The sequence below is a fragment of the Pseudomonas sp. R3-52-08 genome (assembly GCF_003851745.1).
GTDB lineage: Bacteria > Pseudomonadota > Gammaproteobacteria > Pseudomonadales > Pseudomonadaceae > Aquipseudomonas.
Genome location: NZ_CP027730.1, coordinates 1250750 through 1276946 on the forward strand (window position 1 = coordinate 1250750; position 26197 = coordinate 1276946).

General features: G+C 61.7%; 25 protein-coding genes. 16 read left to right on the forward strand and 9 right to left on the reverse strand.

From position 1 onward, the window contains the following. Positions 1 to 120: 120 nt before the first annotated feature. From C4J91_RS05680 to C4J91_RS05690, 3 genes are all read right to left on the reverse strand, one after another. Positions 121 to 495 carry a DNA polymerase III subunit chi gene (locus C4J91_RS05680; protein ID WP_124361441.1) on the reverse strand — a complete coding sequence of 125 codons (375 nt, stop codon included), beginning with the start codon at positions 493 to 495 and terminating at the stop codon, positions 121 to 123. Positions 496 to 502: 7 nt separating this feature from the next. Next, entirely contained in the window at positions 503 to 931 is a 429-nt protein-coding gene (locus C4J91_RS05685; RefSeq protein WP_124365107.1) for a DNA polymerase III subunit chi, read from the reverse strand. Between the two features lie 156 nt (positions 932 to 1087). After that, positions 1088 to 2578, reverse strand: coding sequence for a leucyl aminopeptidase (locus C4J91_RS05690; RefSeq protein ID WP_124361442.1), 1491 nt, complete (start codon positions 2576 to 2578; stop codon positions 1088 to 1090). Positions 2579 to 2860: 282 nt separating this feature from the next. Here C4J91_RS05690 and lptF point away from each other — a divergent pair, with 282 nt between their 5' ends. The 10 genes from lptF (at position 2861) to tadA (ending at position 13349) form a co-directional block, all read left to right on the forward strand. Next, the gene (lptF, locus tag C4J91_RS05695; protein WP_124361443.1) at positions 2861 to 3979 is read left to right on the forward strand and encodes an LPS export ABC transporter permease LptF; all 1119 of its coding nucleotides are present in this window, start codon (positions 2861 to 2863) and stop codon (positions 3977 to 3979) included. Then, on the forward strand, positions 3972 to 5051 hold the full coding sequence (lptG, locus tag C4J91_RS05700) for an LPS export ABC transporter permease LptG (RefSeq protein ID WP_124361444.1): 1080 nt from the start codon (positions 3972 to 3974) through the stop codon (positions 5049 to 5051). Before lptF ends, lptG begins: the two co-directional genes overlap by 8 nt. Before the next feature lie 151 nt (positions 5052 to 5202). After that, positions 5203 to 7002, forward strand: coding sequence for a translation elongation factor 4 (lepA, locus tag C4J91_RS05705; protein ID WP_003210439.1), 1800 nt, complete (start codon positions 5203 to 5205; stop codon positions 7000 to 7002). 5 nt (positions 7003 to 7007) lie between these two features. Then, the gene (lepB, locus tag C4J91_RS05710) at positions 7008 to 7862 is read left to right on the forward strand and encodes a signal peptidase I (RefSeq protein WP_124361445.1); all 855 of its coding nucleotides are present in this window, start codon (positions 7008 to 7010) and stop codon (positions 7860 to 7862) included. Positions 7863 to 8009: 147 nt separating this feature from the next. Then, positions 8010 to 8699 carry a ribonuclease III gene (rnc, locus tag C4J91_RS05715; protein WP_003188856.1) on the forward strand — a complete coding sequence of 230 codons (690 nt, stop codon included), beginning with the start codon at positions 8010 to 8012 and terminating at the stop codon, positions 8697 to 8699. After that, positions 8692 to 9594, forward strand: coding sequence for a GTPase Era (era, locus tag C4J91_RS05720; protein ID WP_029297473.1), 903 nt, complete (start codon positions 8692 to 8694; stop codon positions 9592 to 9594). Before rnc ends, era begins: the two co-directional genes overlap by 8 nt. A gap of 143 nt (positions 9595 to 9737) precedes the next feature. Next, positions 9738 to 10427: a DNA repair protein RecO gene (recO, locus tag C4J91_RS05725; RefSeq protein ID WP_124361446.1), complete on the forward strand. Its 690-nt coding sequence runs from the start codon at positions 9738 to 9740 to the stop codon at positions 10425 to 10427. Between the two features lie 51 nt (positions 10428 to 10478). Next, complete coding sequence (gene pdxJ / locus C4J91_RS05730) at positions 10479 to 11222, forward strand: pyridoxine 5'-phosphate synthase (RefSeq protein WP_124361447.1); 744 nt, start codon at positions 10479 to 10481, stop codon at positions 11220 to 11222. Between the two features lie 250 nt (positions 11223 to 11472). Further along, positions 11473 to 12855 (forward strand): multicopper oxidase family protein, encoded by a 1383-nt coding sequence (locus tag C4J91_RS05735; protein WP_124361448.1) that lies wholly within the window; start codon positions 11473 to 11475, stop codon positions 12853 to 12855. Next, positions 12855 to 13349 (forward strand): tRNA adenosine(34) deaminase TadA, encoded by a 495-nt coding sequence (gene tadA / locus C4J91_RS05740; protein ID WP_124361449.1) that lies wholly within the window; start codon positions 12855 to 12857, stop codon positions 13347 to 13349. Before C4J91_RS05735 ends, tadA begins: the two co-directional genes overlap by 1 nt. A gap of 140 nt (positions 13350 to 13489) precedes the next feature. On the opposite strand, the gene cmoB is transcribed toward tadA, so the two are convergent. From cmoB to C4J91_RS05770, 6 genes are all read right to left on the reverse strand, one after another. Next, positions 13490 to 14446 carry a tRNA 5-methoxyuridine(34)/uridine 5-oxyacetic acid(34) synthase CmoB gene (gene cmoB / locus C4J91_RS05745; RefSeq protein WP_124361450.1) on the reverse strand — a complete coding sequence of 319 codons (957 nt, stop codon included), beginning with the start codon at positions 14444 to 14446 and terminating at the stop codon, positions 13490 to 13492. Beyond that, positions 14443 to 15186, reverse strand: a complete 744-nt coding sequence (gene cmoA / locus C4J91_RS05750) for a carboxy-S-adenosyl-L-methionine synthase CmoA (RefSeq protein ID WP_124361451.1) — start codon at positions 15184 to 15186, stop codon at positions 14443 to 14445. Before cmoA ends, cmoB begins: the two co-directional genes overlap by 4 nt. 160 nt (positions 15187 to 15346) lie before the next feature. Beyond that, a complete protein-coding gene (locus C4J91_RS05755; RefSeq protein ID WP_124361452.1) occupies positions 15347 to 15757 on the reverse strand; it encodes a hypothetical protein in 411 nt (136 codons plus the stop codon). Between the two features lie 260 nt (positions 15758 to 16017). Then, positions 16018 to 16407: a protease inhibitor I42 family protein gene (locus C4J91_RS05760; protein WP_124361453.1), complete on the reverse strand. Its 390-nt coding sequence runs from the start codon at positions 16405 to 16407 to the stop codon at positions 16018 to 16020. Between the two features lie 189 nt (positions 16408 to 16596). Next, a complete protein-coding gene (lon, locus tag C4J91_RS05765) occupies positions 16597 to 19014 on the reverse strand; it encodes an endopeptidase La (protein WP_124361454.1) in 2418 nt (805 codons plus the stop codon). Positions 19015 to 19123: 109 nt separating this feature from the next. Further along, a complete protein-coding gene (locus C4J91_RS05770) occupies positions 19124 to 20113 on the reverse strand; it encodes a GntR family transcriptional regulator (protein ID WP_124361455.1) in 990 nt (329 codons plus the stop codon). 344 nt (positions 20114 to 20457) lie between these two features. Here C4J91_RS05770 and C4J91_RS05775 point away from each other — a divergent pair, with 344 nt between their 5' ends. From C4J91_RS05775 to C4J91_RS05800, 6 genes are all read left to right on the forward strand, one after another. Beyond that, positions 20458 to 21807, forward strand: coding sequence for an amidase (locus C4J91_RS05775; protein WP_124361456.1), 1350 nt, complete (start codon positions 20458 to 20460; stop codon positions 21805 to 21807). Continuing rightward, entirely contained in the window at positions 21800 to 22678 is an 879-nt protein-coding gene (locus tag C4J91_RS05780; RefSeq protein ID WP_003234086.1) for a polysaccharide deacetylase, read from the forward strand. Before C4J91_RS05775 ends, C4J91_RS05780 begins: the two co-directional genes overlap by 8 nt. Before the next feature lie 162 nt (positions 22679 to 22840). Further along, on the forward strand, positions 22841 to 24181 hold the full coding sequence (locus tag C4J91_RS05785; protein WP_124361457.1) for an MFS transporter: 1341 nt from the start codon (positions 22841 to 22843) through the stop codon (positions 24179 to 24181). Between the two features lie 10 nt (positions 24182 to 24191). Next, positions 24192 to 24953 carry an SDR family NAD(P)-dependent oxidoreductase gene (locus C4J91_RS05790; RefSeq protein ID WP_124361458.1) on the forward strand — a complete coding sequence of 254 codons (762 nt, stop codon included), beginning with the start codon at positions 24192 to 24194 and terminating at the stop codon, positions 24951 to 24953. Between the two features lie 127 nt (positions 24954 to 25080). Then, positions 25081 to 25830, forward strand: a complete 750-nt coding sequence (locus tag C4J91_RS05795) for an SDR family NAD(P)-dependent oxidoreductase (RefSeq protein WP_124361459.1) — start codon at positions 25081 to 25083, stop codon at positions 25828 to 25830. Between the two features lie 13 nt (positions 25831 to 25843). Continuing rightward, complete coding sequence (locus tag C4J91_RS05800; RefSeq protein WP_124361460.1) at positions 25844 to 26146, forward strand: hypothetical protein; 303 nt, start codon at positions 25844 to 25846, stop codon at positions 26144 to 26146. Positions 26147 to 26197 lie beyond the last annotated feature (51 nt).

The following is a 26197-nucleotide window of genomic DNA, read 5'->3' on the forward strand; positions in this document are numbered from 1 at the left end:
GATCAGTTACCTCCTGATCATGCGTATTAACCTGTAAACCATGTCCCCGGTTAGAAATGTAAACGATGTCCCCGGTTTGTACCGGGGCAAGCCCCCTCCCACATTGGATCTTTGTGTGGCTTAAGACTGGTACTGGCTGAGCAACCGCTCCATCCGCGCATCCATCCGCCGCTTGATCTCGGCTTCGATATGCGGGGCAAAATCGGCGATCACGTCTTGCATGATCAGTTGCGCGGCGGCGCGCAGTTCGTTGTCCAGGTGCAGCAGCAATGCGTCGGGCGCTTTTTCTGTTGCGGGAGCGGGCGGCGCGGCCACAGGCTTGGGTGCAGCAGGCTGGTTGTCGACCATGTCGGACAACAGTGGAATCTGTACCCCGGCCTCGACCGATTCGGTCAACAGCGGCGGTTGCAGGTCATCATCACCGAGCAACTGACGGATCGACTCGAGGTCGTCCAGCAAGTGGTCGTCTTTTTTCATCGGGTTGGGCGTGTCCATCATGTACTCAAAGTCGTTGTAGCCGGTGATCCTGCAGAGAATAGCCCTGTTCGCGATAGAAACGGAAACTCTCCCGCGCGGCCTGACGAATAGCCGGGTCCTCCACCACCACTTCCGCCACACGGGCGAATGCCTTGGCGAAGGCCGGCACTTTCAGGTCGAGGTTGACCAGCAGGTCTTGGTGATCGCCGCAACTGTCCCCCAGGCCCAGCACTACCAAGCCGTCGGGTTCGGATTCAGCGGGGCCGTGGGGCACGAAGCTTTCGCCCTTGAAGCGCCAGAGGCGTGCATCGAGGTCCTCGCGTTGGGCGACATCGCTGCAATGCAGGTAGATGCGGTGGCCCATGCGCCAGGCTTTTTCGGTGAGCTTGCAGGCAAAGTCCAGCCGCGCTGAAGGATCGGCGCTGGGCAGGATGTAGAAATCGACTTGGGTCATTGCGGTTCCTGGGCTGCCGCCGTGAACTGTAGGAGCGAGCTTGCTCGCGAAGAACCTGAGAACAATGCGTTCATCCAGGATGAACGCGTTATCGTTGGCGCTCTTCGCGAGCAAGCTCGCTCCTACAGTTGACGGTGGCAGGCAGTGGGCAGGTGTTTAGGCCTTGGCGCGGTCCAGCAAGTATTGGGTCAGCAAGGGGACCGGACGGCCAGTGGCGCCCTTGTCCTTGCCGCCGCTGGTCCATGCCGTACCGGCGATGTCCAGGTGCGCCCAGTTGAAGTTCTTGGCAAACCGCGACAGGAAGCACGCGGCGGTGATGGTGCCGGCTTTCGGCCCGCCAATGTTGGCGATGTCGGCGAACGGGCTGTCCAGTTGCTCCTGGTACTCATCGAACAGCGGCAGTTGCCAGGCGCGGTCGTCGGCGGCCTTGCCGGCGCTGAGCAATTGCTCGATCAGCTCGTCGTTATTGCCCAGCAGGCCCGATGTGTGGGCGCCCAGGGCAACCACGCAGGCACCGGTCAGGGTGGCGATGTCGATCACCGCTTGCGGCTTGAAGCGTTCGGCGTAGGTCAGCGCGTCGCACAGCACCAGGCGGCCTTCGGCGTCGGTGTTGAGGATTTCCACGGTCTGGCCGCTCATGGTCGTGACGATATCGCCTGGGCGGGCAGCACCGCCGCTCGGCATGTTCTCGGCGCAGGCCAGGATGCACACCAGGTTAATCGGCAGCTTGAGTTCCAGCACGGCGCGCAGGGTGCCGAACACGCTGGCGGCGCCGCCCATGTCGTATTTCATCTCATCCATGCCGGCGCCCGGTTTGAGGCTGATGCCGCCGGTGTCGAAGGTGATGCCCTTGCCGACCAGCGCATACGGCTTCTCGGACTTCTTGCCGCCGTTGTACTGCATCACGATCAGGCGTGGCGGCTGGTCGCTGCCCTGGCCCACGGCATAGAACGAACCCATGCCCAGGTCCTTGATCTTTTTCTCATCAAGCACTTCGACCTTGAGGGCTTTGAACTCTTTGCCCAACGCCTTGGCTTGCTCGCCCAGATAAGTCGGGTGGCAGATGTTCGGCGGCAGGTTGCCCAGGTCGCGGGTGAACGACATGCCGTTGGCGATAGCCGTTGCATGAGTGACGGCGCGCTCGACTTCAGCCTGGGCAGCCTTGATGGTCAGCAGGGTGATTTTTTTCAGCGCGCGCGGTTCGGCCTTCTGGCTCTTGAACTGGTCGAAAACGTAGCCGCCGTCCACCAGACTTTCGGCCAGCAGACGGGTCTTGCCGTAGCTGTCACGGCCTTTTACGACGATTTCATCGAGTGCCAGTGCCGCATCGCTGCCGCCCAGGCCTTTAAGGGTGGTGAGTACGGCGCTGATGATCTTGCGGAATGGACGGTCGCCCAGCTCGGCGTCTTTGCCCACGCCCACCAGCAATACGCGCTCAGCCTTGAGGTTCGGCAGGCTCTGCAGCAGCAGGCTCTGGCCGACTTTGCCGGCCAGGTCGCCGCGCTTGAGCACGGCGCTGATGGCGCCGCCGCTCAGTTCATCGAGTTGCTTGGCGGCAACGCCGAGTTTGCGGCCTTCGCCGACAGCGACCACGAGGGTGGCGGTTTTCAACGTTTCGGGGCTAACGCTTTTTACAACCAATTCCATTTTCGGGTCCCTTATACGGTCGGTGAGCCTGGCATGTGTACCCAGGCTTTAAAGCGTGGCAGCCTTGTAAACCGCCAGCGACAAAGGCCGCAGTTTGAACCTCGCCGGCGGAGCCTGACAACCCTCGAAGCACGCTTTGTGCGTGCGCATGAGGTTGCGCAGTGACAGGCGCGGTCAATCACAGGATAATGCGCCATCTTTTTAGCCGGCCCGCGCAAACGGGTCGACTCGGTATGCTTGCTTGTTTGGCCGCCTTAGCCTGACAACCCTGGAGTGTCTGGTTTGATCGTCTTCCGTTATCTATCCCGCGAAGTCCTGTTGACCCTGAGTGCCGTGAGTGCGGTATTGCTGGTCATCATCATGAGTGGTCGTTTCGTCAAATTCCTTGCGCAGGCCGCCTCGGGCGCCCTGGATCCGGGCTCTTTGTTCCTGATCATGGGCTTTCGCCTGCCGGGCTTCTTGCAACTGATCCTGCCGCTCGGCCTGTTCCTTGGCATCCTGCTGGCATATGGCCGGCTATATCTCGAAAGCGAGATGACCGTGCTGTCGGCCACCGGCATGAGCCAGCAGCGCCTGCTGGCCATGACCATGGTGCCGGCCGCCGGCGTTGCCCTGTTGGTGGCTTGGTTGAGCCTGAGCCTGGCGCCTCAGGGGGCCATGCAGTTCCAGCTGTTGCTGAACAAGCAGGACGCGATGACCGAGTTCGACACCCTCGAGCCCGGGCGCTTCCAGGCGCTCAACGACGGCACGCGCGTGACCTATACCGAAGAAATGACCGAAGACCGTTCCAACCTGAGCGGCGTGTTCATTTCCCAGAAAAACCTCGGCAAGGACCAGAAAGACCGTGGCATCTCGATCCTGGTGGCCGACGGCGGCCGCCAGGAAGTGCGCCCCGACGGCAGCCGCTACCTGATCCTGGACAACGGCTATCGCTACGATGGCAGCCCGGGGTTGGCCGATTACCGTGTGATCAAGTACGACACCTACGGCGTCATGCTGCCCAAACCCGAGATCAGCGACGAGGTCACCGACCGCGATGCGCTCCCGACCGCATCACTGTTCGGTAGCCAGGAGCTGCGCTCGATCGCCGAGCTGCAATGGCGCCTGTCGCTGCCGCTGCTGGTATTCATCGTGACCTTGATGGCCGTGCCGCTGTCGCGCGTCAACCCGCGTCAGGGCCGTTTCCTCAAGCTGCTGCCGGCGATCCTGTTGTATATGGCGTACCTGACCATCCTGATTTCCGCCCGTGGCTCCCTGGAAAAGGGCAAGATTGCGCCCGCCCTGGGCCTGTGGTGGGTCCACGGGATTTTCCTGGTGATCGGCCTGGGGCTTCTCTACTGGGAGCCTATCCGTTTGAAAATGAAGAGCCGTCGTGGCCTGAAGGAGTTGGCTCGTGGCTAAGCTCGATCGCTACATTGGTAGCAGCGTACTGATCGCCATCCTGGCGGTATTGGGCATTATCCTGGGCCTGGCCTCGCTGTTTGCGTTCATCGATGAAGTGGGCAACGTCACCGATACCTATACGGTCACCGACGTACTGAGCTTCGTAGCGCTGACCGCGCCGCGTCGTCTCTACGACATGATGCCGATGGCCGGCCTGATCGGCTGCCTGATCGGCCTGGGCACCCTGGCCAGCAACAGCGAATTGACCATCATGCGCGCGGCGGGCGTGTCCATCGGGCGTATCGTCTGGGCTGTGATGAAGCCAATGCTGCTGCTGATGGCGTGCAGCGTGCTGATCGGCGAATACGTCGCGCCACCGTCCGAAGCCACCGCCCAGGCCAATCGCGCCCTGGCCCAGGGTTCGGGCGATGCGCAAAGTTCCAAGCACGGCCTGTGGCACCGCCAGGGTGACCAGTTCATCCACATCAACGCCGTGCAGCCAGGCGGGCTGTTGATCGGCGTGACGCGCTACACGTTCGACAAGGAGCGGCACATGCTCAGCTCCAGTTTCGCCAAGCGCGCGCAGTATGACGGTGAAAAATGGCAACTGAGCGACGTCACCACCACGCTCTTCCATAACGTGGGCCAGGGCATCAAGGCCAGTACCGAAGTGGTCAATGAGCCCACCCAGGCATGGGACATCGCGCTCAAGCCGGAACTGCTCAATACCGTGATCATGGTCCCGGAAACCCTGCCGATCTCGGGGCTGTGGAGCTATATCCACTACCTCAAGGACCAGGGCCTGAACAATGGTCGCTACTGGCTGGCGTTCTGGGTCAAGGTGCTGCAGCCGGTGGTCACCGCCGCGCTGGTATTGATGGCGATCTCCTTTATCTTCGGCCCGTTGCGTTCCGTGACCCTCGGCCAGCGGGTATTCACCGGCGTGCTGGTGGGCTTCACCTTCCGCATCGCCCAGGACCTGCTGGGGCCGTCGAGCCTGGTATTTGGCTTCTCGCCGCTGTTTGCGGTGCTGGTGCCGACGTTTATCTGCGCCGTGGCCGGGTTCTGGTTGTTGCGCCGAGCCGGTTGATTGCGCGCTTATGCATAAAAAATGCCCCGCTTATCCCAGCGGGGCATTTTTGTTCTGGTCAGCAAAGATGACGTCTGGCCTGAGCATCAGGTACAATTCCCGGCTATTTTTCAGCGGGCAATCTGCCTGCAGCCTTTTTGAGTGTTGATCCGTGAGTGATTTGAGTCATATCCGCAATTTCTCCATCATCGCCCACATTGACCATGGCAAGTCGACGCTGGCCGATCGATTCATCCAGATGTGCGGCGGCCTTGCCGAGCGTGAAATGGAAGCCCAGGTCCTGGACTCCATGGACCTCGAGCGTGAACGCGGGATCACCATCAAGGCCCATAGCGTCACCCTGTACTACACCGCCAAAGACGGTATCAAGTACCAGCTGAACTTCATTGACACCCCCGGCCACGTTGACTTCACCTACGAAGTCAGCCGCTCGCTGGCGGCCTGTGAAGGTGCCTTGCTGGTGGTCGACGCCGGCCAGGGCGTCGAGGCTCAGTCCGTGGCCAACTGCTATACCGCCATCGAGCAGGGCCTTGAGGTCATGCCGGTGCTGAACAAGATCGACCTGCCCCAGGCCGATCCGGACCGCGTAAAAGAAGAAATCGAAAAAATCATCGGCATTGACGCCACCGACGCCGTCGAGTGCAGCGCCAAGACCGGCCTTGGCGTCGACGAAGTGCTCGAGCGCCTGGTCAAGACCATCCCGGCCCCTACCGGTAACTACGAAGATCCGCTGCAGGCGTTGATCATCGATTCCTGGTTCGACAACTACCTGGGCGTCGTGTCCCTGGTGCGCGTACGCCACGGCCGCGTGAAGAAAGGCGACAAGATCCTGGTCAAATCCACCGGCAAGATCCACCTGGTGGACAGCGTCGGTGTGTTCAACCCCAAGCACACCGCCACCACGGACCTGAAAGCCGGTGAAGTGGGCTTCATCATCGCCGGTATCAAGGACATTCACGGGGCGCCGGTAGGCGACACCCTGACCTTGAGTTCCACCCCCGATGTCGACGTGCTGCCGGGCTTCAAACGCATCCAGCCGCAGGTCTACGCCGGCCTGTTCCCGGTCAGCTCCGACGACTTCGAAGACTTCCGCGAAGCCCTGCAGAAGCTGACCCTCAACGACTCGTCCCTGCAGTACACCCCGGAAAGTTCCGACGCCCTGGGCTTCGGCTTCCGTTGCGGGTTCCTGGGCATGCTGCACATGGAGATCATCCAGGAGCGCCTGGAGCGCGAATACGACCTGGACCTGATCACCACCGCGCCGACGGTTATTTTTGAGTTGGCGCTGAAAACCGGTGAAACGATTTACGTCGACAACCCGTCCAAGCTTCCGGATCTGTCTTCCATCGAAGACATGCGTGAGCCGATCGTGCGGGCCAATATCCTGGTTCCGCAGGAGCACCTGGGCAACGTCATCACTCTGTGTATCGAAAAACGTGGCGTGCAGCACGACATGTTGTTCCTCGGTACCCAGGTGCAAGTGACCTACGATTTGCCGATGAACGAAGTGGTCCTGGACTTCTTCGACCGTCTCAAATCCACCAGCCGCGGCTATGCTTCGCTGGATTACCATTTCGATCGTTACCAATCGGCTAATCTGGTGAAACTGGATGTGCTGATCAACGGCGACAAGGTCGATGCCCTGGCACTGATCGTGCACAAGGACAATGCGCACTACAAAGGTCGCCAGTTGACCGAGAAGATGAAAGAACTGATTCCGCGCCAGATGTTCGACGTCGCGATCCAGGCCGCCATCGGCGGGCAGATCATTGCGCGGACCTCCGTCAAGGCACTCAGAAAGAACGTACTGGCCAAATGCTACGGCGGTGACGTAAGCCGTAAGCGCAAGCTGCTTGAGAAGCAAAAGGCCGGTAAAAAACGCATGAAGCAAGTGGGCAACGTGGAAATTCCACAAGAAGCCTTCCTTGCGGTGCTCAGGTTGGATAGTTAGGTCCTATGTCACTAAATTTCCCGCTGTTGCTGGTCATCGCCGTCGCCGTTTGCGGCCTCCTGGCGTTGCTCGATCTGGTGTTCTTCGCCCCGCGTCGGCGGGCGGCTATCGCCTCCTATCAGGGCAGCGTCAGCCAGCCTGATGCGGTGGTGGTCGAGAAGCTGAACAAGGAGCCCTTGCTGGTTGAATACGGCAAGTCGTTCTTCCCGGTGTTGTTCATCGTGCTGGTGCTGCGTTCGTTCCTGGTGGAGCCGTTCCAGATCCCGTCGGGGTCGATGAAACCTACCCTGGACGTGGGCGACTTCATCCTGGTGAACAAGTTTTCCTATGGGATCCGCTTGCCGGTGATCGACAAGAAGGTCATCGAAGTCGGTGACCCCCAGCGCGGTGATGTGATGGTGTTCCGCTACCCAAGCGACCCGAACGTCAACTACATCAAGCGGGTGGTCGGCCTGCCGGGCGACGTGATCCGCTACACCAGTGACAAGCGCCTGTTCGTCAACGGTGAGTCAGTGGCCGAGAAACTGCTGGGCGCCGAGCCGAATACCTTGGGCAGCGCCGAGCTGTACCAAGAAAAACTCGGTACGGTAGAGCACCAGATCCGCAAGGAAATGAGCCGCTACCGCGCGATGCCCGATGGCCAGTGGAAAGTGCCTGCCGGGCACTATTTCATGATGGGCGACAACCGCGACAACTCCAATGACAGCCGCTACTGGGACGACCCCACTATTCCCAAGGACCTGCTGGGCATGGTGCCCGACGAGAATATTGTCGGCAAAGCCTTCGCGGTCTGGATGAGTTGGCCGGAACCCAAGCTCAGCCACCTGCCGAACTTCTCGCGGGTAGGGCTGATCAAGTAATACAAGCGGCGCTGTGAACACAGCGCCGAATGCTTTTCTGGGGCTTGGACATTTTCCGATGCCCCGCAGCACCCATCAGGATTTGAATTTGAACACTGCGTCAATCGTCGATGGCCGCCGGTGCCACCAACTAGATATGGATAAACCGTGACCGTTTCTCTCAGTCGTCTCGAGCGTCAGCTCGGCTACACCTTCAAGGACCAGGAATTGATGGTCCTTGCCCTCACACACCGCAGCTTTGCAGGGCGCAATAACGAGCGCCTGGAATTCCTCGGTGACGCCATCCTCAACTTCGCCGCCGGTGAGGCGCTCTTCGAGCGTTTTCCCCAGGCCCGTGAAGGCCAGCTTTCGCGCCTGCGTGCACGCCTTGTGAAAGGCGAAACCCTGGCCGTGCTGGCCCGAGGTTTCGGCCTGGGCGAGTACCTGCGGCTGGGCTCCGGTGAATTGAAAAGCGGCGGTTTCCGGCGCGAGTCGATCCTGGCTGATGCCCTGGAAGCATTGATCGGTGCGATCTACCTCGATGCCGGGATGGAAACGGCCAAGGAGCGCGTGGTCGCCTGGTTGGCGTCGGAAATCGAGAGCCTGACGCTGGTCGACACCAACAAAGATCCCAAGACCCGCCTGCAGGAATACCTGCAATCGCGCGGTTGCGAACTGCCACGCTACGAAGTGGTGGATATCCAGGGTGAGCCGCATTGCCGCGTGTTCTTCGTGGAATGTGAAATCACCTTATTGAACGAAAAAAGCCGAGGTCAGGGTGTGAGCCGTCGTATTGCCGAACAGGTAGCGGCCGCTGCAGCACTGATTGCCCTGGGCGTGGAGAATGGCCATGACTGATTCAACCGCAACACGCTGTGGCTATGTTGCCATCGTCGGCCGCCCGAACGTGGGCAAGTCCACGCTGCTGAACCACATCCTCGGCCAGAAGCTCGCGATCACCTCGCGCAAGCCGCAGACCACCCGCCACAACATGCTGGGCATCAAGACCGAAGGCAACGTGCAAGCGGTCTATGTGGATACCCCTGGCATGCACAAAGGCGGCGAAAAAGCGCTTAACCGCTACATGAACAAGACCGCTTCGGCGGCGTTGAAAGACGTCGACGTGGTGATCTTCGTGGTTGACCGCACCAAGTGGACCGACGAAGACCAGATGGTCCTCGAGCGTGTGCAGTACGTCACCGGCCCCTTGATCGTCGCGCTGAACAAGACCGACCGCATCGAAGACAAGGCCGAGCTGATGCCGCACCTGAGCTGGCTGCAGGAGCAACTGCCAAACGCCCAGATCATGCCGATCTCAGCGCAGCACGGCCACAACCTCGAAGCCCTGGAACGCGTGATCGCCGGCTACCTGCCGGAGAACGAGCATTTCTTCCCGGAAGATCAGATCACCGACCGCAGCAGCCGCTTCCTCGCCGCCGAACTGGTGCGCGAGAAAATCATGCGCCAGATGGGCGCCGAGCTGCCGTACCAGATCACCGTTGAAATCGAAGAGTTCAAGCAGCAGGGCAAAACCCTGCACATTCATGCCTTGATCCTCGTTGAGCGTGACGGCCAGAAGAAAATCATCATTGGCGACAAGGGCGAGCGCATCAAGCGCATCGGCACCGAAGCGCGCAAGGACATGGAATTGCTGTTCGACTCCAAGATCATGCTTAACCTGTGGGTAAAGGTTAAGGGTGGCTGGTCCGATGATGAGCGTGCGTTGCGCTCCCTCGGCTACGGCGACCTGTAAGCACACCGCAGGGCTGAAAATGTGGGAGGGGGCTTGCTCCCGATAGCGGTGGGTCAGTTAACAAATAAGTGACTGACAGACTGCCATCGGGGGGCAAGCCCCCTCCCACATTAGGTTTATGTTGTTTTCAAGATCGAGAACCCATGTCCCCAACCCCACCCCCCAGCCAACTCGCCTACGTCCTGCATAGCCGCGCCTACCGTGAGACCAGCGCGCTGGTGGACTTCCTCACGCCTCAAGGTCGCCTGCGCGCGGTTTTGCGCAGTGCGCGGGGCAAGGCCGGTACGTTGGCGCGGCCCTTCGTGGCGCTGGACGTGGAGTTTCGTGGCAAGGGCGAGTTGAAGAACGTGGGCCGCCTGGAAAGCGTTGGCACCTCTGCCTGGCTCAATGGCGATGCGCTGTTCAGCGGGCTCTATCTCAATGAGCTGCTGATCCGCCTGTTGCCCGCCGAAGACCCGCACCCGGCGGTCTTCGATCACTACGCCGCCACCTTGCTCGCCCTCGCTGAAGGCCGCCCCTTGGAGCCGCTGTTGCGCGCCTTTGAATGGCGCCTGCTGGATGACCTGGGCTACGGTTTTGAACTGCACAACGACCTGCACGGTGATCCCGTCGCCGCCGACGGCATGTACCGCCTGCAAGTAGACGCAGGCCTTGAGCGTGTGTACTTGTTGCAACCCGGTCTGTTCCAGGGCACCGAACTGCTGGCGATGAGCGAAGCGGACTGGACTGCCCCCGGCGCCTTGTCCGCCGCCAAGCGCCTGATGCGCCAGGCCCTGGCCGTGCACCTGGGCGGACGGCCGCTGGTCAGTCGCGAGTTGTTTCGAAAGCCCTGACATCCCCGTGTATGCTGTGCACCGATTCTTTCCCTTTTCAGGAGCGCTTCCGTGAGCACCAGCAATCGCATTCTTCTTGGCGTCAACATCGACCACGTCGCCACCCTGCGCCAGGCCCGGGGCACCCGTTACCCTGACCCGGTCAAGGCTGCGCTGGACGCCGAAGAAGCGGGCGCCGACGGCATCACTGTGCACCTGCGCGAAGACCGCCGCCACATCCAGGAGCGCGACGTGTTGCTGCTCAAGGACGTGCTGCAGACCCGCATGAACTTCGAAATGGGCGTCACCGAGGAAATGATGGCGTTCGCCGAGCGCATCCGCCCGACGCACATTTGCCTGGTGCCGGAAACCCGCCAGGAACTCACCACCGAGGGCGGCCTTGACGTCGCGGGCCAGGAAGCGCGAATCAAGGCTGCCGTGGAGCGCCTGTCGAAGATCGGCAGCGAAGTGTCATTGTTCATCGATGCTGACGAGCGCCAGATCGAAGCCTCGCGCCGCGTCGGCGCGCCGGCGATCGAGCTGCACACCGGCCGCTACGCCGATGCCACCACGCCGACCGAAGTGGCCGAGGAGCTGCAACGCATCATCGACGGTGTGAACTGCGGCCTCACTGAAGGCCTGATCGTCAACGCCGGCCATGGCCTGCACTACCACAACGTCGAAGCTGTAGCCGCGATCAAGGGCATCAACGAACTGAACATCGGGCATGCGCTGGTGGCTCACGCGCTGTTCGTCGGGTTCAAAGGCGCCGTGGCCGAGATGAAGGCGCTGATTCTGGCGGCTGCCAGGACCTGAGCGAACACGTTATAGAACCCAATGCAGATCAAAAATGTGGGAGGGGGCTTGCTCCCGATAGCAGGGTGTCAGTCAGTACATATATTGACTGATCCACCGCTATCGGGAGCAAGCCCCCTCCCACATTGGGACCCCAGTGAATTGTAGAATTGCACCATGCGGCAATGCGAACCCTTACTGTTTAGCCCGCGCAGGTGTATCGTATCTGCCCTTTGCGGGCCCTGGCCTGCGACCGATACGTGAGGTTGTTGTGTCCCAATCGTTTTCCCGTCGACAGATCCTCGGTGGCCTTGCCGGCCTGGCCGTCGTAGGTGTGGGCGCCGGTGGCGCCTACCGCTACTGGCTGGGCAAGGTTGCCGATGCCAACGCAGGAAGCGACTACCAACTGATCGCCGCGCCGCTCGATGTGGAACTGGTGCCGGGCCACACCACCCAAGCCTGGGCGTTCGGCCCTTCTGCACCGGGCACCGAGCTGCGCGTACGCCAGGGCGAATGGCTGCGGGTGCGCTTTATCAACCACCTGCCGGTCGCCACCACCATCCACTGGCATGGCATCCGCCTGCCGCTGGAAATGGACGGCGTGCCCTACGTCTCGCAATTGCCGGTATTGCCAGGGGAATACTTCGATTACAAGTTCCGCGTGCCCGACGCCGGCAGCTACTGGTACCACCCCCATGTGAACAGCAGCGAAGAACTCGGCCGTGGCCTGGTCGGGCCGTTGATCATCGAAGAGCGCGAGCCCACCGGTTTCAAGCACGAACGCACCCTCAGCCTGAAAAGCTGGCACGTGGATGAAGAGGGCGCCTTCGTGGCGTTCAGTATTCCCCGCGAAGCGGCGCGCGGCGGTACGGCGGGGCGTTTGTCCACCATCAACGGCGTGGCTCAGGCGGTGATCGACCTGCCGGCCGGGCAGATCACCCGCGTGCGCCTGCTCAACCTGGACAACACCCTGACTTATCGCCTCAACATCCCGGATGTCGAAGCGCAGATCTACGCGCTGGACGGCAACCCCATCGAGCCGCGCCCGCTGGGCAAGGAATACTGGCTGGGCCCTGGGATGCGTATTTGCCTGGCCATCAAGGCGCCGCCAGCGGGCGAAGAGCTGTCGATCCGCAATGGCCCGGTGCGTCTGGGTACGTTCCGCTCGGTGGCCAATACCGACGCGCCGACCGAATGGCCGCCCGCATTGCCGGCCAATCCGGTTGCCGAACCGGACTTGGCCAATGCGGAAAAACTCAACTTCAATTTCGAGTGGGTCGGCTCGGTGTCGGTCAACGTCGACAACGGCAAGCCACCGAGCTTGTGGCAAATCAACGGCCAGGCCTGGGACATTACCGACAAAACCTGCGCCGACCGCCCGATCGCCAAGTTGGAGAAGGGCAAAAGCTATATTTTCGAATTGAAGAACATGACCCAGTACCAGCACCCGATCCACCTGCACGGCATGAGCTTCAAGGTAATTGCCTCGAACCGCCACAAGGTCATCCCGTATTTCACCGACACCTATCTGCTGGGCAAGAACGAACGCGCCCGCGTGGCGTTGGTGGCGGATAACCCGGGCGTGTGGATGTTCCACTGCCATGTGATCGATCATATGGAAACCGGCCTGATGGCCGCCATCGAGGTGGCGTGATGCGCCAGATTCGCCCGGCGATCATCGACCGCAGCCGCGACCAGGATTTCATGCGCGAAGCCTTGGCACTCGCCGCCCAGGGCGCGGCGCTGGGTGAAGTGCCGGTGGGCGCGGTCCTGGTGCAAAACGGTGAGATCATCGGCCGTGGTTTCAACTGCCCGATCAGCGGCAATGACCCCAGCGCGCATGCCGAGATGGTCGCCATCCGCGCCGCTGCGCAAGCGATCAGCAACTATCGCCTGGTTGGCAGCACGTTGTATGTGACGTTGGAGCCGTGCAGCATGTGCGCCGGCCTGATCGTGCATTCGCGCGTGGCGCGGGTGGTGTATGGCGCGCTGGAGCCCAAGGCCGGGATTGTGCAGAGCCAGGGCCAGTTTTTTACCCAGGGGTTTCTCAACCATAAGGTGCTGTTTGAAGGCGGCGTGCTGGCCGAGGAGTGCGGCACGGTCTTGAGTGAGTTCTTCAAAGCCCGCCGGGCCAAGCCACCACTCTAAAGAACACTGAGGATAAAAATGTGGGAGGGGGCTTGCCCCCGATAGCGGTGTATCAGCCATAAATGTGGTGGCTGACACTCTGCTATCGGGGGCAAGCCCCCTCCCACATTTTGCCCTCTGTTTATTCAGGAAGAGCGGGACTATTTCTTGGCGATGATCACCGCCCGCATCGGCGCCGGCAGCCCTTCAATCGTCTTGCTGTGATCTTCCGGATCCAGGAAGTCGCTGAGGGATTGGTATTTCATCCACCCGGTCCCACGCTGTTCCTCCACCGTGGTCACGCTCACATCCACGCAGCGCACGTCGCTGAAACCGGCACGGCGCAGCCATAGCATCAACGCCGGGACCGAGGGCAGGAACCATACGTTACGCATCTGCGCGTAGCGGTCTTCGGGTACCAGCACTTGTTGCTGGTCGCCTTCCACCACCAGGGTTTCCAGCACCAGTTCGCCGCCCTTGACCAGGGTGTCCTTCAGCGCCAGCAGATGTTCGATCGGCGAACGACGGTGATAGAACACGCCCATGGAAAACACCGTGTCGAAGCCTTCAAGGTTCGCCGGCAAGTCTTCGAACGGGAATGGCAGGTGCCAGGCCCTGGGTGCTGACAGGTACCGCTGCACCGCCTGGAACTGGCAGAAGAACAGCCAGTTCGGGTCGACGCCAATCACGCTGTCGGCGCCGGCGCCGAGCATGCGCCACATGTAGTAGCCGTTGCCGCAGCCCACGTCGAGGATGCGCTTGCCGTTCAAATCCAGGTGCGGCGCCACCCGCGACCACTTCCAGTCCGAGCGCCACTCGGTGTCCACATGCACGCCGAACAGGTGGAACGGCCCCTTGCGCCACGGGCTCAGGCCCATCAGCGCGGTGTGCATTTGCGCACGGGTGGCGTCATCGCATTCAGTGTCCAACACCAGGCCCGTGAGCAGGTCGACTTGGCTGGGCTGGATCTTCGGCAGCGCGTCCAATGCACTTTGCCAGCGCTCCAGGTCGCCATGGCCTTTTTCCATTTTGCTATCGAGCTGCGCTTGCAGGCCCTGGGCCCACACGGCCAAGGGAGTGCCGACCAGATGGCGGGCGAGGGGAGACAAATCAATCATGGCAAGGCAATCAACGAGGCAAAGTTAAGACACTGGAACCACGGCACGACTTTCGAGAACCCGGCCGCCAGCAGGCGTTCGCGGTGTTCTTCGAGGCTGTCGGGCTTCATGACGTTTTCGATGGCGCTGCGCTTCTGGGCGATTTCCAGCTCGCTGTAGCCGTTGGCGCGTTTGAACGCGATATGCAGGTCGGTGAGCAACGCCTGTTCCTGGGCATCGTTGAAGCGCAGCTTTTCCGAGAGGATCAGTGCACCGCCCGGCAGCAGCGACTGACGGATGCGCCCGAGCAACGCCAGGCGTTCATCGGGAGCGATGAATTGCAGGGTGAAGTTCAGCGCGACTACCGAGGCCGGCTGGAAGTGCAGGGCGAGGATATCGCCCTCGATCACCTCCACCGGCAGCAATTCCTGGAACATCGAATCCTGGCCATTGAGGTATTCGCGGCAGCGTTCGACCATCGCCGTCGAGTTATCCACCGCGATCACCCGGCAACCGTCGGTACGCACATGGCGGCGCAGGGCCTGGGTCACGGCGCCTAAAGACGAGCCCAGGTCATACAGCACGCTGCCCGGCTGGGCGAACTGGGCGGCGAGCACGCCGAGGTTTTCAACGATGGTCGGGTAACCGGGCACCGAGCGCTTGATCATGTCCGGGAACACCCGCACCACGTCTTCGTTAAAGGCGAAGTCCTGCACCTGGGGCAGGGGCTGGGCGAATAGGCGATCGGGTTCTTTGCTCACGGTTGTTCCGGCGACGAGGAAGGAAAGGCCGGCATTTTAGCTAAGTTGAACGGGGCGTGCGCGATTTGTCTGAAAACCATCACCGGTACAAAAAAGGACTGCACTCGCTCGTGATGCCGGCACAGTCTTTATAATCAGTGATGACTGGCATTGGTTAAAATTATTCTTTGAGATGGAATGTGGCCTCCATTTGGTACGTGTTCGAACCATTATTCCTTGCGGTTAGAGAAAGCGTGCCTTGATAGTGTCGATTTGTATGGTCCGGTTTTATCTCAAGGGTGCCCGAGTAGTTTTGAAGAATATCAGTGTTTGCGGGAACTATCACAGCGCTTCTGAAACTGGAGAAAGTACCTATATTATGTTTGCCGGTGGGAATGTCCGGGGCGAGTTTTAACGTTATTGACTTCCAACCTACGCCGGGAATCTCTTCGCCTGAGTAGATCTCGAGTTCGCTACCGTCACGAAATATGAAGTGCTCTTTACCATTGAACGCTGTCGGCTGACCATTCATAGCAATGGTGCCCGAGAAGTGTCCATTTGCTTTTTGTCCGTTAAGTTTAGCGTGACTCATGATTCAAACCTCCAGATCCGGTGAGTGAGGTTATCCGTGCCGGATTGCTAGGTAGGCTATTCTTGATTGGGAAGCGGGAATACTGTCAACAATGACAGTTTGCTAGGCGGTTTAGATATATAAATTGCCTATGCGTGATCTAAATATGTTTTTTCTTGGGCGCATTCTTGAGTGTCTAGGAGCGTTCGGCACGTCACTGGTCAGCCGTGCCAGCGCACGCCAGAGCATCGCCCATCAACGAAAGAATCAGCCATGACCTATCAGTTCACCGTAATGGCGCAGTCGAACGTCTGGGCGGGTTCGGCCTCCGGCTCCCACGGTTGCTGGGAGGTCAGGCGCAAACGGCCTTGCCCGGCGGCAAATGCCTGGAAGCGCCAGGTGGACTGGCCGCCGCCACCGATCACGCCGGATTCGCTGCTGCTGTACACCTCCGGGCTCAGCGCCCGCAACACGCCGCCGGCGGAGTCCTGGATGGCCCAGCGGTAGCCGGTGGTGGGGTTGCTGGGCAGGGTGAGGATCAGGTTCTGACCGGAAGTGAGCTGGAGCGGGCAGGCGCTCTGGTCATCCACGCTGATGTTTTGCTTCGGCGCGCTGGCGCATGCGGCCAGCAGGGCAAGGCTCAAGGGGAGAAACAGGCGGGCAACGGTCATGGGGGCTCCGGTTGTACACGACGAAGGGCGAGCATAACCGAAGATGAGACAAGGTGTGACAGGAGGGGGTTGTGTGGCAGGGCTGGCCTCATCGGGAGCAAACCCCCTCCCACACTTGAAGGCATTCACAAATCAAAGTGTGGGAGGGGGCTTGCCCCCGATAGCGCCAGTTCAGGCACTACATAACGGTCAGAAAAGCACCTTCGCCACATCCGCAAAACGCTTGGCAAAATGCACCGTCATGCCTTCCTTCAGGTACTCCGGCAGCTCTTCAAAGCTGCCACGGTTGGGCTCCGGCAGGATCAACTCGTGAATCTTCTGGCGCCGCGCCGCAATCACCTTCTCACGCACGCCGCCAATCGGTAGCACATGCCCGGTCAACGTCAGTTCACCGGTCATGGCCACGCCTTTTTTCGGCGGCTGGTTGCGTGCCAGGGACAGCAGCGCGCTGGCCATGGTCACGCCGGCACTCGGGCCGTCTTTTGGCGTGGCGCCTTCCGGTACGTGCAAATGGACGAAGGCTTCATCGAAGAACTTCGGATCACCGCCAAACGACTTCAGGTTGGAGCTGATGAAGCTGTAGGCGATTTCTGCGGATTCCTTCATCACGTCACCCAGTTGCCCGGTGAGCTTGAAGCCGCGATTGAGCGTGTGGATGCGCGTCGCTTCGATCGGCAAGGTCGCGCCACCCATGCTGGTCCAGGCCAGGCCGGTAATCACGCCGGTGCCCGACAGCACTTGTTCATTGCGAAACACCGGCATGCCCAGGGAGGCTTCCAGGTCCTTGTTAGCGATCTTGATCACCGAATTCGGCTCATCCAGCAGCTTGACCACCGCCTTGCGCACCAGTTTGCCCAGTTGTTTCTCCAACTGACGCACGCCGGCTTCCCGCGCATAGCCATCGATCAACGCGCGCAGGGCGCCGTCGCTGATGCTCAGGCTGGTTTTTGCCACGCCGGCTTTTTCCAGCTGCTTGGGCCACAGGTGGCGCTTGGCGATGGCGACTTTTTCTTCGGTGATGTAGCCCGACAGGCGAATCACTTCCATGCGGTCGAGCAACGGGCCGGGGATCGAGTCCAGGGTGTTGGCGGTGCACACGAACAGCACCTTGGACAGGTCCAGGCGCAGGTCCAGGTAGTGGTCGAGGAATTCGACGTTCTGCTCGGGATCGAGGGTTTCAAGCAGCGCCGAGGCCGGGTCGCCCTGGAAGCTCTGGCCCATCTTGTCGATCTCGTCGAGCATGATCACCGGGTTCATCACTTCCACATCCTTGAGCGCCTGCACCAGCTTGCCCGGCAGCGCGCCGATGTAGGTGCGGCGATGGCCCTTGATCTCGGCCTCGTCGCGCATGCCGCCGACACTGAAGCGGTAGAACGGCCGCCCCAGGGATTCGGCGATGGATTTACCGACGCTGGTCTTGCCTACGCCAGGCGGGCCCACCAGCAGCACGATGGAACCGGCGACTTCACCTTTATAGGCGCCTACCGCGAGGAACTCGAGGATGCGGCTCTTGATGTCGTCCAGGCCCGCATGGTGTTTATCCAACACCTTGCGCGCATGTTTCAGATCGAGTTTGTCTTCGCCATACACGCCCCACGGTACTGAGGTGGCCCAGTCCAGGTAGTTACGTGTGACGGCGTATTCCGGCGAGCCGGTTTCGAGGATCGACAGCTTGTTGAGTTCTTCATCGATACGTTTCTGCGCCTGGGCCGGCAGCGTCTTGCCCACCAGTCGCTGCTCGAATTGTTCGACATCGGCGCTGCGGTCGTCCTTGGTCAGGCCCAGCTCTTGTTGGATGACCTTGAGCTGTTCCTTGAGGAAGAACTCGCGCTGATGTTCGCCGATCTTGCGGTTCACTTCGGCGGAGAGTTCTTTCTGCAGGCGTGCGACTTCGACCTCTTTGCGCAGCATCGGCAAAACTTTTTCCATGCGCTTGAGCATGGGCACGCAATCGAGCACTTCCTGCAACTCGTTACCGGTGGCCGAGGTCAGCGCGGCGGCGAAGTCGGTGAGCGGCGACGGGTCGTTGGGGCTGAAGCGGTTGAGGTAGTTCTTCAACTCTTCGCTGTACAGCGGGTTGAGCGGCAGCAGTTCCTTGATCGCATTGATCAGCGCCATGCCGTAGGCCTTGACCTCGTCGGTCGGCTCGCTCGGCTGGTGCGGGTATTCGACCTCCACCAGGTACGGTGGGCGGTGGTGCTTGAGCCAGGTCTTGATGCGCACGCGCGTCAGGCCTTGGGCCACGAATTGCAGCTTGCCGTTTTCGCGGCTGGCGTGGTGCACCTTGACCAGGGTGCCGTACAGCGGCAGGGCAGAGGTGTCGAAGTGGCGCGGGTCTTCGGGCGGTGTATCCATGAAAAACAGGGCGAGGGAATGGTGATCGGATTTGCTCACCAGTTCCAGGGTTTCGGCCCAGGGTTCTTCATTGACGATGACCGGCAACACCTGCGCCGGAAAAAACGGCCGGTTGTGGATCGGGATGATGTAGACCTTGTCCGGCAGGTTTTGCCCAGGCAGGGCCAGGCCGGTGTTGGACGAAGTTTCGGCGTTTTCGGGGTCGGCGTAGTCGTTCAGGTCGTAATCAGGGACGTCTTGCTGGTCGCTCATGGGGCACCTGCATAAGGAAGTATGCAGCTTAGATGGGGCAGGGCAGCGGTGGTTTCAATGGTAGGGGTGAGATAGCAACATATTACATAAAGTAACTGCAGCGACGCGGTCAGCTGATTTTGTGGAGGTAGGCCGGCAATGGCTGCTCGGGCAGTACCGAGAGCACCTTCAAGCGCTGCAACATTCGCTGCCGCGCCCGTTGCAGGTGCTCGCGCAGGTTCAGCGCGGCCGCATCGAAAGCGCCATGGAGCAAAAGCTCCAGGATCAGGCGATGTTCGGCGAGCATGGCCGGATCGGCGCCGATTCCCAGCAATCGATGGAAAATCCGACTGATGATCATCGGGCTCTGGCCCTGGCGGATCAGCGCGGCGATCTTGCGGTTCTGCAGGCCGGCCAGGCAGCGCTGGTGCAAGTCCTCTTCGATCTGCTCGATGGCTTCCAGGCTGCATTGCGGGTTCTGCTGGGCCGCCGTGACCCGCTGCAACATGGCTTCGAGGAGTTCCCGGTCGAGGCCCGGCGCGCTCTGGCGCAAGGCCTCGGGTTCCAGGCAGGCGCGCAGTTCGTAGTCTTCGGTGACTTCCCGCGCGGTCAACGGCCCGGCCAACCATTGGGAGTAGGGCTCTTTCTCCACCAGGCCACGGTCGCGCAGGCGCATCAGCGCTTCGCGGACCACGGCGCGGCTGACGCCGTAGTGGTCGGCGGCGGCTTGTTCGTCCAGGCGGTAATGGCCAAAGGCGATGCAGGTGGACAGCGCCGCACCGATTTCCTCGACGATCCGCTCGCCCAGGGGCCGGGTGTCCACCAGCTCGTCGTTGCCGTTGAGGCCCAGGTGTGCGTGGCTCAGGGGCAGGCGCAGCGGCTCCACGGCCAGGCCTTCGGGATTGATCAGGTAGCCACGGCCGTTGAAGCGGCAGATCAGGCCCTCATCGTGCAGCAGGTCCAGCGCCTTGCGCACCGGCACGCGGCTGGTGCCGAACAGCTCAGCCAGCGGCGCCTCCAGCAGCACAAGCCCGTGGCGCGCGGTGCCGTTGACGATTGCGTCACGCATCACCTTGTGAATCATCGCGTAACGGGATGCCGGGGCGGACACTGGTTTCATCTGCTTCTCTGGGTCATGAGTGCTAGGGCGTGACGATGGCCGGGGATTCTCTCATAGATGGCCTGTCACTCCGCGCCACGTCGGTGGCACTTTTTTGGGGCCTTTGGCGCAAGACTGTTACTTTTTTGCACCAAAATGTATGTATTAATTAAAAATACGTTATTTCATTGAAGGGCAGGCCCATCGTTGACCTGCAAATATTTTGCTTCTTACAAAAGCCTCTATCCCGTGGCTATGGACGAAAAGCCGAAATCATAAGCTCGAACACACAAAGAGACTGGCACGAAAGCTGCCTCTATAAAACGTACATTTTATAAATATATACGTTTTATGAGGTGATCTTCATGTCAGACGCCACGTCAATGGCCGAAGCGTTCGCCACCGGTCGCAGCGACCCGGTGCAAGTGCTCGAACAAGCGCTTGCCCGCGCGAGCACGGCGCCCAGCGTGTTCATCTCGCTGTGCACCGAGCGTGCCTTGCGTGAGGCGCAAGCGTCCGCCGCGCGCTGGCGTGCCGGCCAGCCGCTGAGCGTGTTCGACGGCGTGCCCCTGGCCTGGAAGGACTTGTTTGACGTGGCCGGTAGCATCACCACCGCAGGCGCCGCTTATCGCCGCGAGGCGCCGGCCGCTTTGCTTGATGCGCCAAGCGTGGGGCTGTTGTGCCGCGCCGGGATGGTCAACGTGGGCAAGACCAACCTCAGTGAGCTGGCGTATTCGGGCCTGGGCCTGAACCCGCATTTCGGCACGCCTCACAACCCCAACAGCAGCGACCAGCCGCGGATTCCCGGCGGTTCTTCATCGGGTTCGGCCGTGGCCGTGGCGGCTGGGATTGTGCCGATTGCCATGGGCACCGACACCGCTGGCTCGATCCGCATTCCCGCCGCCCTGAATGGCGTGGTGGGCTACCGCAGTAGCTGCCGCCGCTACAGCCGCGACGGCGTGTTTCCATTGGCGCGCAGCCTTGACAGCCTCGGCCCGCTGGCCCGCAGCGTGCGTGATGCCCTGGTCATCGACGACCTGCTCCACGGCCGCGCACAAACCCATATCGCTCGCAGCCTGAAGGGCCAGCGTTTCGTGCTCGAGCAAGGCGCGCTGGAAGGCATTGAACCGGCGGTGCGCGATAACCTGCTGCGCACGGTGGACCAACTCAAGGCTGCCGGTGCGTTGATCGACCTGCGCCCCTGCGCCGCCTTCCAGGCCGCCCTCGACCTGATCCGGCAACACGGCTGGCTCGGCGCTTTCGAAGCCTTCGCCCTGCACCAGGCCCTGCTCGACAGCCCTGACGCCGAGCAACTCGACCCTCGCGTACGCCGCCGCCTCGAAGCCGCGCGCGGCTTGCCAGCCAGCCAACTGATCCACCTGACTGACGCCCGCAGGCGTCTGCAGAACCAACTGAGCGACGACCTCGACGGCGCTCTGCTGATCACCCCGACCGTCGCCCACGTCGCCCCGGCGTTGGCGCCGCTGGAGGCCGACGACGAATTGTTCGTCAGCACCAACCTGGCGACCCTGCGCCTGACCATGCCCGGCAGCCTGCTCGACATGCCGGGCGTCAGCCTGCCCAGCGGCTGCGATGCCCTGGGCCTGCCCACCGCGCTGCTGCTCAGCGCCCCAAGTGGCGAAGACGCGCGCCTGCTCAGGGCCGCGCTGTCGGTCGAAACCGCCCTCAACCCTAAGGAGACACACCATGGCTAAAGACATTCTCTGTGCATTTGGCGTCGACGTTGACGCCGTCGCCGGCTGGCTCGGTTCCTACGGCGGTGAAGACTCGCCGGACGACATCTCCCGCGGCCTGTTCGCCGGTGAAATCGGCGCGCCGCGCCTGCTCAAATTGTTCGAGCGCTACGGCCTGCGCACCACCTGGTTTATCCCCGGCCACTCGATGGAAACCTTTCCCGAGCAGATGAAGGCCGTGGCCGACGCCGGCCACGAAATCGGTGTGCACGGCTACAGTCACGAAAACCCCATCGCGATGACCGCCGAGCAGGAAGAAATCGTCCTCGATAAATCCATCGAACTGATCACCCAGGTCACCGGCAAGCGCCCCACCGGGTACGTCGCGCCGTGGTGGGAGTTCAGCAAAGTCACCAACGAGCTGCTGCTGAAAAAAGGCATCAAGTACGACCACAGCCTGATGCACAACGACTTTCACCCCTACTACGTGCGCAAGGGCGACAGCTGGACCAAGATCGACTACAGCCAGCACCCCGACACCTGGATGAAGCCCCTGGTGCGCGGCGAGGAAACCGACCTGGTGGAAATCCCGGCCAACTGGTACCTCGACGACCTGCCGCCAATGATGTTCATCAAGAAAGCCCCCAACAGCCACGGCTTCGTCAACCCGCGCCACCTGGAAGAAATGTGGCGCGACCAGTTCGACTGGGTCTACCGCGAACATGAACACGCGGTGTTCACCATGACCATCCACCCCGACGTGTCCGGCCGCCCGCAAGTGCTGCTGATGCTTGAGCGTCTGATCGAACACATCCAGAGCCATGCCGGCGTGCGCTTCGTCACGTTCGATGAAATCGCCGACGACTTTATCCGCCGTCAACCCCGCACCTGACCCAAACCCTGAACCCTGTAGGAGCGAGCTTGCTCGCGAAGAACCCATGAGCGCCGCGTGCATCCAGACTGCCCGCGTCGTCATTGACGATTTTCGCGAGCAAGGGCTAGCCGCCCGCCTCGCTCCTACAGAAAGCCCACTCCACCTCCCGAGGCGCGCTCCATGTCTATCTACAACAAGCTTGACCTGACTGGCTGGAAACCCCGGCAACTGACGTCCCAGGAAGTGCGCTTCGCCACCTGGATCGCGTTCTTTGCCTGGGTGTTCGCGGTGTATGACTTCATCTTGTTCGGCACCTTGCTGCCGGAGATCGGCCGGCACTTTGGCTGGGGTGAAGTGGAGCAGGCGCAAATCGCGACCTGGGTGGCGGTGGGCACGGCGGTGGTCGCGTTCGCCATTGGTCCCGTCGTCGATAAACTGGGGCGCCGCCAGGGGATTATTCTGACCGTGGCCGGCTCCGCACTGTGCTCGGCGCTCACCGCGATTGGCGGGGCGTGGGGCAAGTCGCCGCTGATCCTGATTCGCTCGCTGGGTGGCTTGGGGTATGCTGAGGAAACCGTCAATGCGACGTATCTGAGTGAGCTGTACGGCGCCTCGCAAGACCCGAAACTGACCAAGCGTCGCGGCTTCATCTACAGCCTGGTACAAGGCGGCTGGCCGGTCGGGGCCTTGATCGCGGCGGGGTTGACCGCGCTGCTGCTGCCGATTATCGGCTGGCAGGGCTGCTTCGTCTTCGCCGCGATCCCGGCCATCGTGATTGCGATCATGGCGCGCAAGCTTAAGGAGAGCCCGCAGTTCCAGATTCACCAGCGCATCAGCCAACTGCGTAAACGCGGTGCGGTGAGCGAGGCGCAGAACGTCGCCGTGACCTACGGCGTGGATTATGACGAACACAGCAAGGCCGGCCTCAAGGCTGCATTCCGGGGCCCGGCGCGGCGCGCCACCCTGGTGATCGGCGCCGCGCTGTTGCTCAACTGGGCGGCGATCCAGGTGTTCAGCGTGCTGGGCACCTCGGTGATCGTCAGCGTGCACCACATCTCGTTCGAGAACTCGCTGATCATCCTCGTGCTGTCGAACCTGGTGGGCTATTGCGGGTACCTCAGCCATGGTTGGATGGGCGACAAGATCGGGCGGCGCAACGTGATCGGCCTGGGCTGGATGCTCGGCGGCCTGGCATTCGCCGGGATGCTGTTCGGCCCGAGCAACATGCCGATGGTGGTCGGGCTGTACAGCCTGGGCCTGTTCTTCCTGATCGGGCCTTACTCGGCGGCGCTGTTCTTCATCAGCGAAAGCTTCCCCACCAGCATCCGCGCCACCGGTGGCGCGATCATCCATGCCATGGGCCCGATCGGCGCCGTGTTGGCCGGGTTTGGCGCCACCCAGGTGTTGTCCGCCGGCAGCGACTGGCAGACCGCCGCGCTGTGGTTCGGCGCGCTGCCGTGCTTCTTGTCCGGCGCGTTGATGTTTGCCGCGCGCCATGTGCGTCCGGAAACCGTTCAGTAAGGAGTTCTTGATGAACCGTAAAGTTGCCTTGATTACCGGTGCTGCCAGCGGCATCGGCCAAGCCCTTGCCGTGGCCTACGGGCGCAGCGGCGTGGCGGTGGTGGGCGGGTATTACCCGGCCGATCCCCATGACCCGCAACGCACGGTTGCCCTGGTGGAAGCAGCCGGCGGCGAATGCCTGATGCTGGCGCTGGACGTGGGCGACAGCGCCTCGGTGGATGCCATGGCCGAGCAAGCGGTGCAGCATTTTGGGCGCCTCGATTACGCGGTGGCCAATGCCGGCTTGTTGCGTCGCGCGCCGCTGCTGGAAATGAGCGATGCGTTGTGGGATGAGATGCTCAATATCGACCTCACGGGGGTGATGCGCACCTTCCGCGCGGCGACCCGGCATATGCACGAAGGCGGCGCGCTGGTAGCGATTTCCTCGATTGCCGGCGGCGTGTATGGCTGGCAGGAACACAGCCATTACGCGGCGGCCAAGGCCGGGGTGCCGGGGTTGTGTCGTTCGCTGGCGGTGGAATTGGCGGCCAAGGGCATTCGGTGCAATGCGGTGATCCCGGGGTTGATCGAGACACCGCAGTCATTGGATGCGAAGAATTCGCTGGGGCCTGAAGGGTTGGCCAAGGCTGCCAAGGCAATCCCGCTGGGCCGGGTAGGGCGGGCGGATGAAGTGGCGTCGCTGGTGCAGTTCTTGACCAGTGATGCATCGAGTTATTTGACCGGGCAAAGCATCATCATCGACGGCGGCCTGACCGTGCGATGGCCTGACTGACCACGCTCGTTCCCACGCTCCGCGTGGGAATGCATCAGCGTGACGCTTCGCGTCACAACAGCGGACGCAGAGCGTCCAAGGCGGCATTCCCACGCAGAGCGTGGAAACGATCAATGAGGAAATAAAAATGAGCCTGTTGAATAACCGCCGCGCCGTCATCACCGGGGCCGGCAGCGGCATCGGTGCCGCCATTGCCCAGGCTTACGCGGTCGAGGGCGCTCGCCTGGTGTTGGCCGACCGCAACGCCGCGAGCCTGGCCGAAGTCGCGATCACCTGTCGCAACCTGGGCGCCGAGGTGTTCGAATGCCTGGCCGATGTCGGTACCGTCGAAGGCGCCCAGGCCAGTGTCGACCGTTGCGTCGAGCACTTCGGCGGGATCGACATCCTGGTCAACAATGCCGGCATGCTGACCCAGGCGCGTTGCGTCGATCTCTCCCTCGAGATGTGGAACGACATGTTGCGGGTCGACCTCACCAGCGTGTTCATCGCCAGCCAACGCGCCTTGCCGCATATGCTCGCGCAGCGCTGGGGGCGGATCATCAACGTTGCCTCGCAACTGGGCATCAAGGGCGGTGCCGAGCTGAGTCACTACGCGGCGGCCAAGGCCGGGGTGATCGGCTTCACCAAGTCCCTGGCCCTGGAAGTGGCCAAGGACAATGTGCTGGTCAACGCCATCGCCCCAGGCCCGATCGAAACCCCGTTGGTGGGCGGCATCAGCGACAGCTGGAAACGCGCCAAGGCCGCCGAACTGCCCCTGGGCCGGTTCGGCCTGGCGGACGAAGTCGCGCCCACCGCCGTGCTGCTGGCCAGCACACCGGGCGGTAACCTGTTCGTCGGCCAGACCCTCGGCCCGAACGCCGGCGATGTCATGCCATGAGCGGGGCTTAACCATGTGCGGACTCTGCGGCTTGCTCGGCGAAGACTTGCATTGGAGCGACCCCCTGGGCGATGCACTGCCCAGGCGCCGCGAGCGCCTGCGCCGGATCGCGGCGATCAACCAGGTGCTGGCGGTGTTTCGGCTCAAGGTCGAGGATTTCCAGGGCGCTTCGTACCTGTTGCTCGGCGCGACCGGCAAACAGGCCCTGGCCAGCGGCCTGGATCAACTCTGGCAGGCGGCCGAAACCATGCTCGGCCGCCCGCTGGATCCCCTTGACCCGCGTCTACTTGACCACCTTGAAAACACCCCACTGTAGGAGCGAGCTTGCTCGCGAAAAACGTCAACGCTAACGCGTGTTGTCTGGATG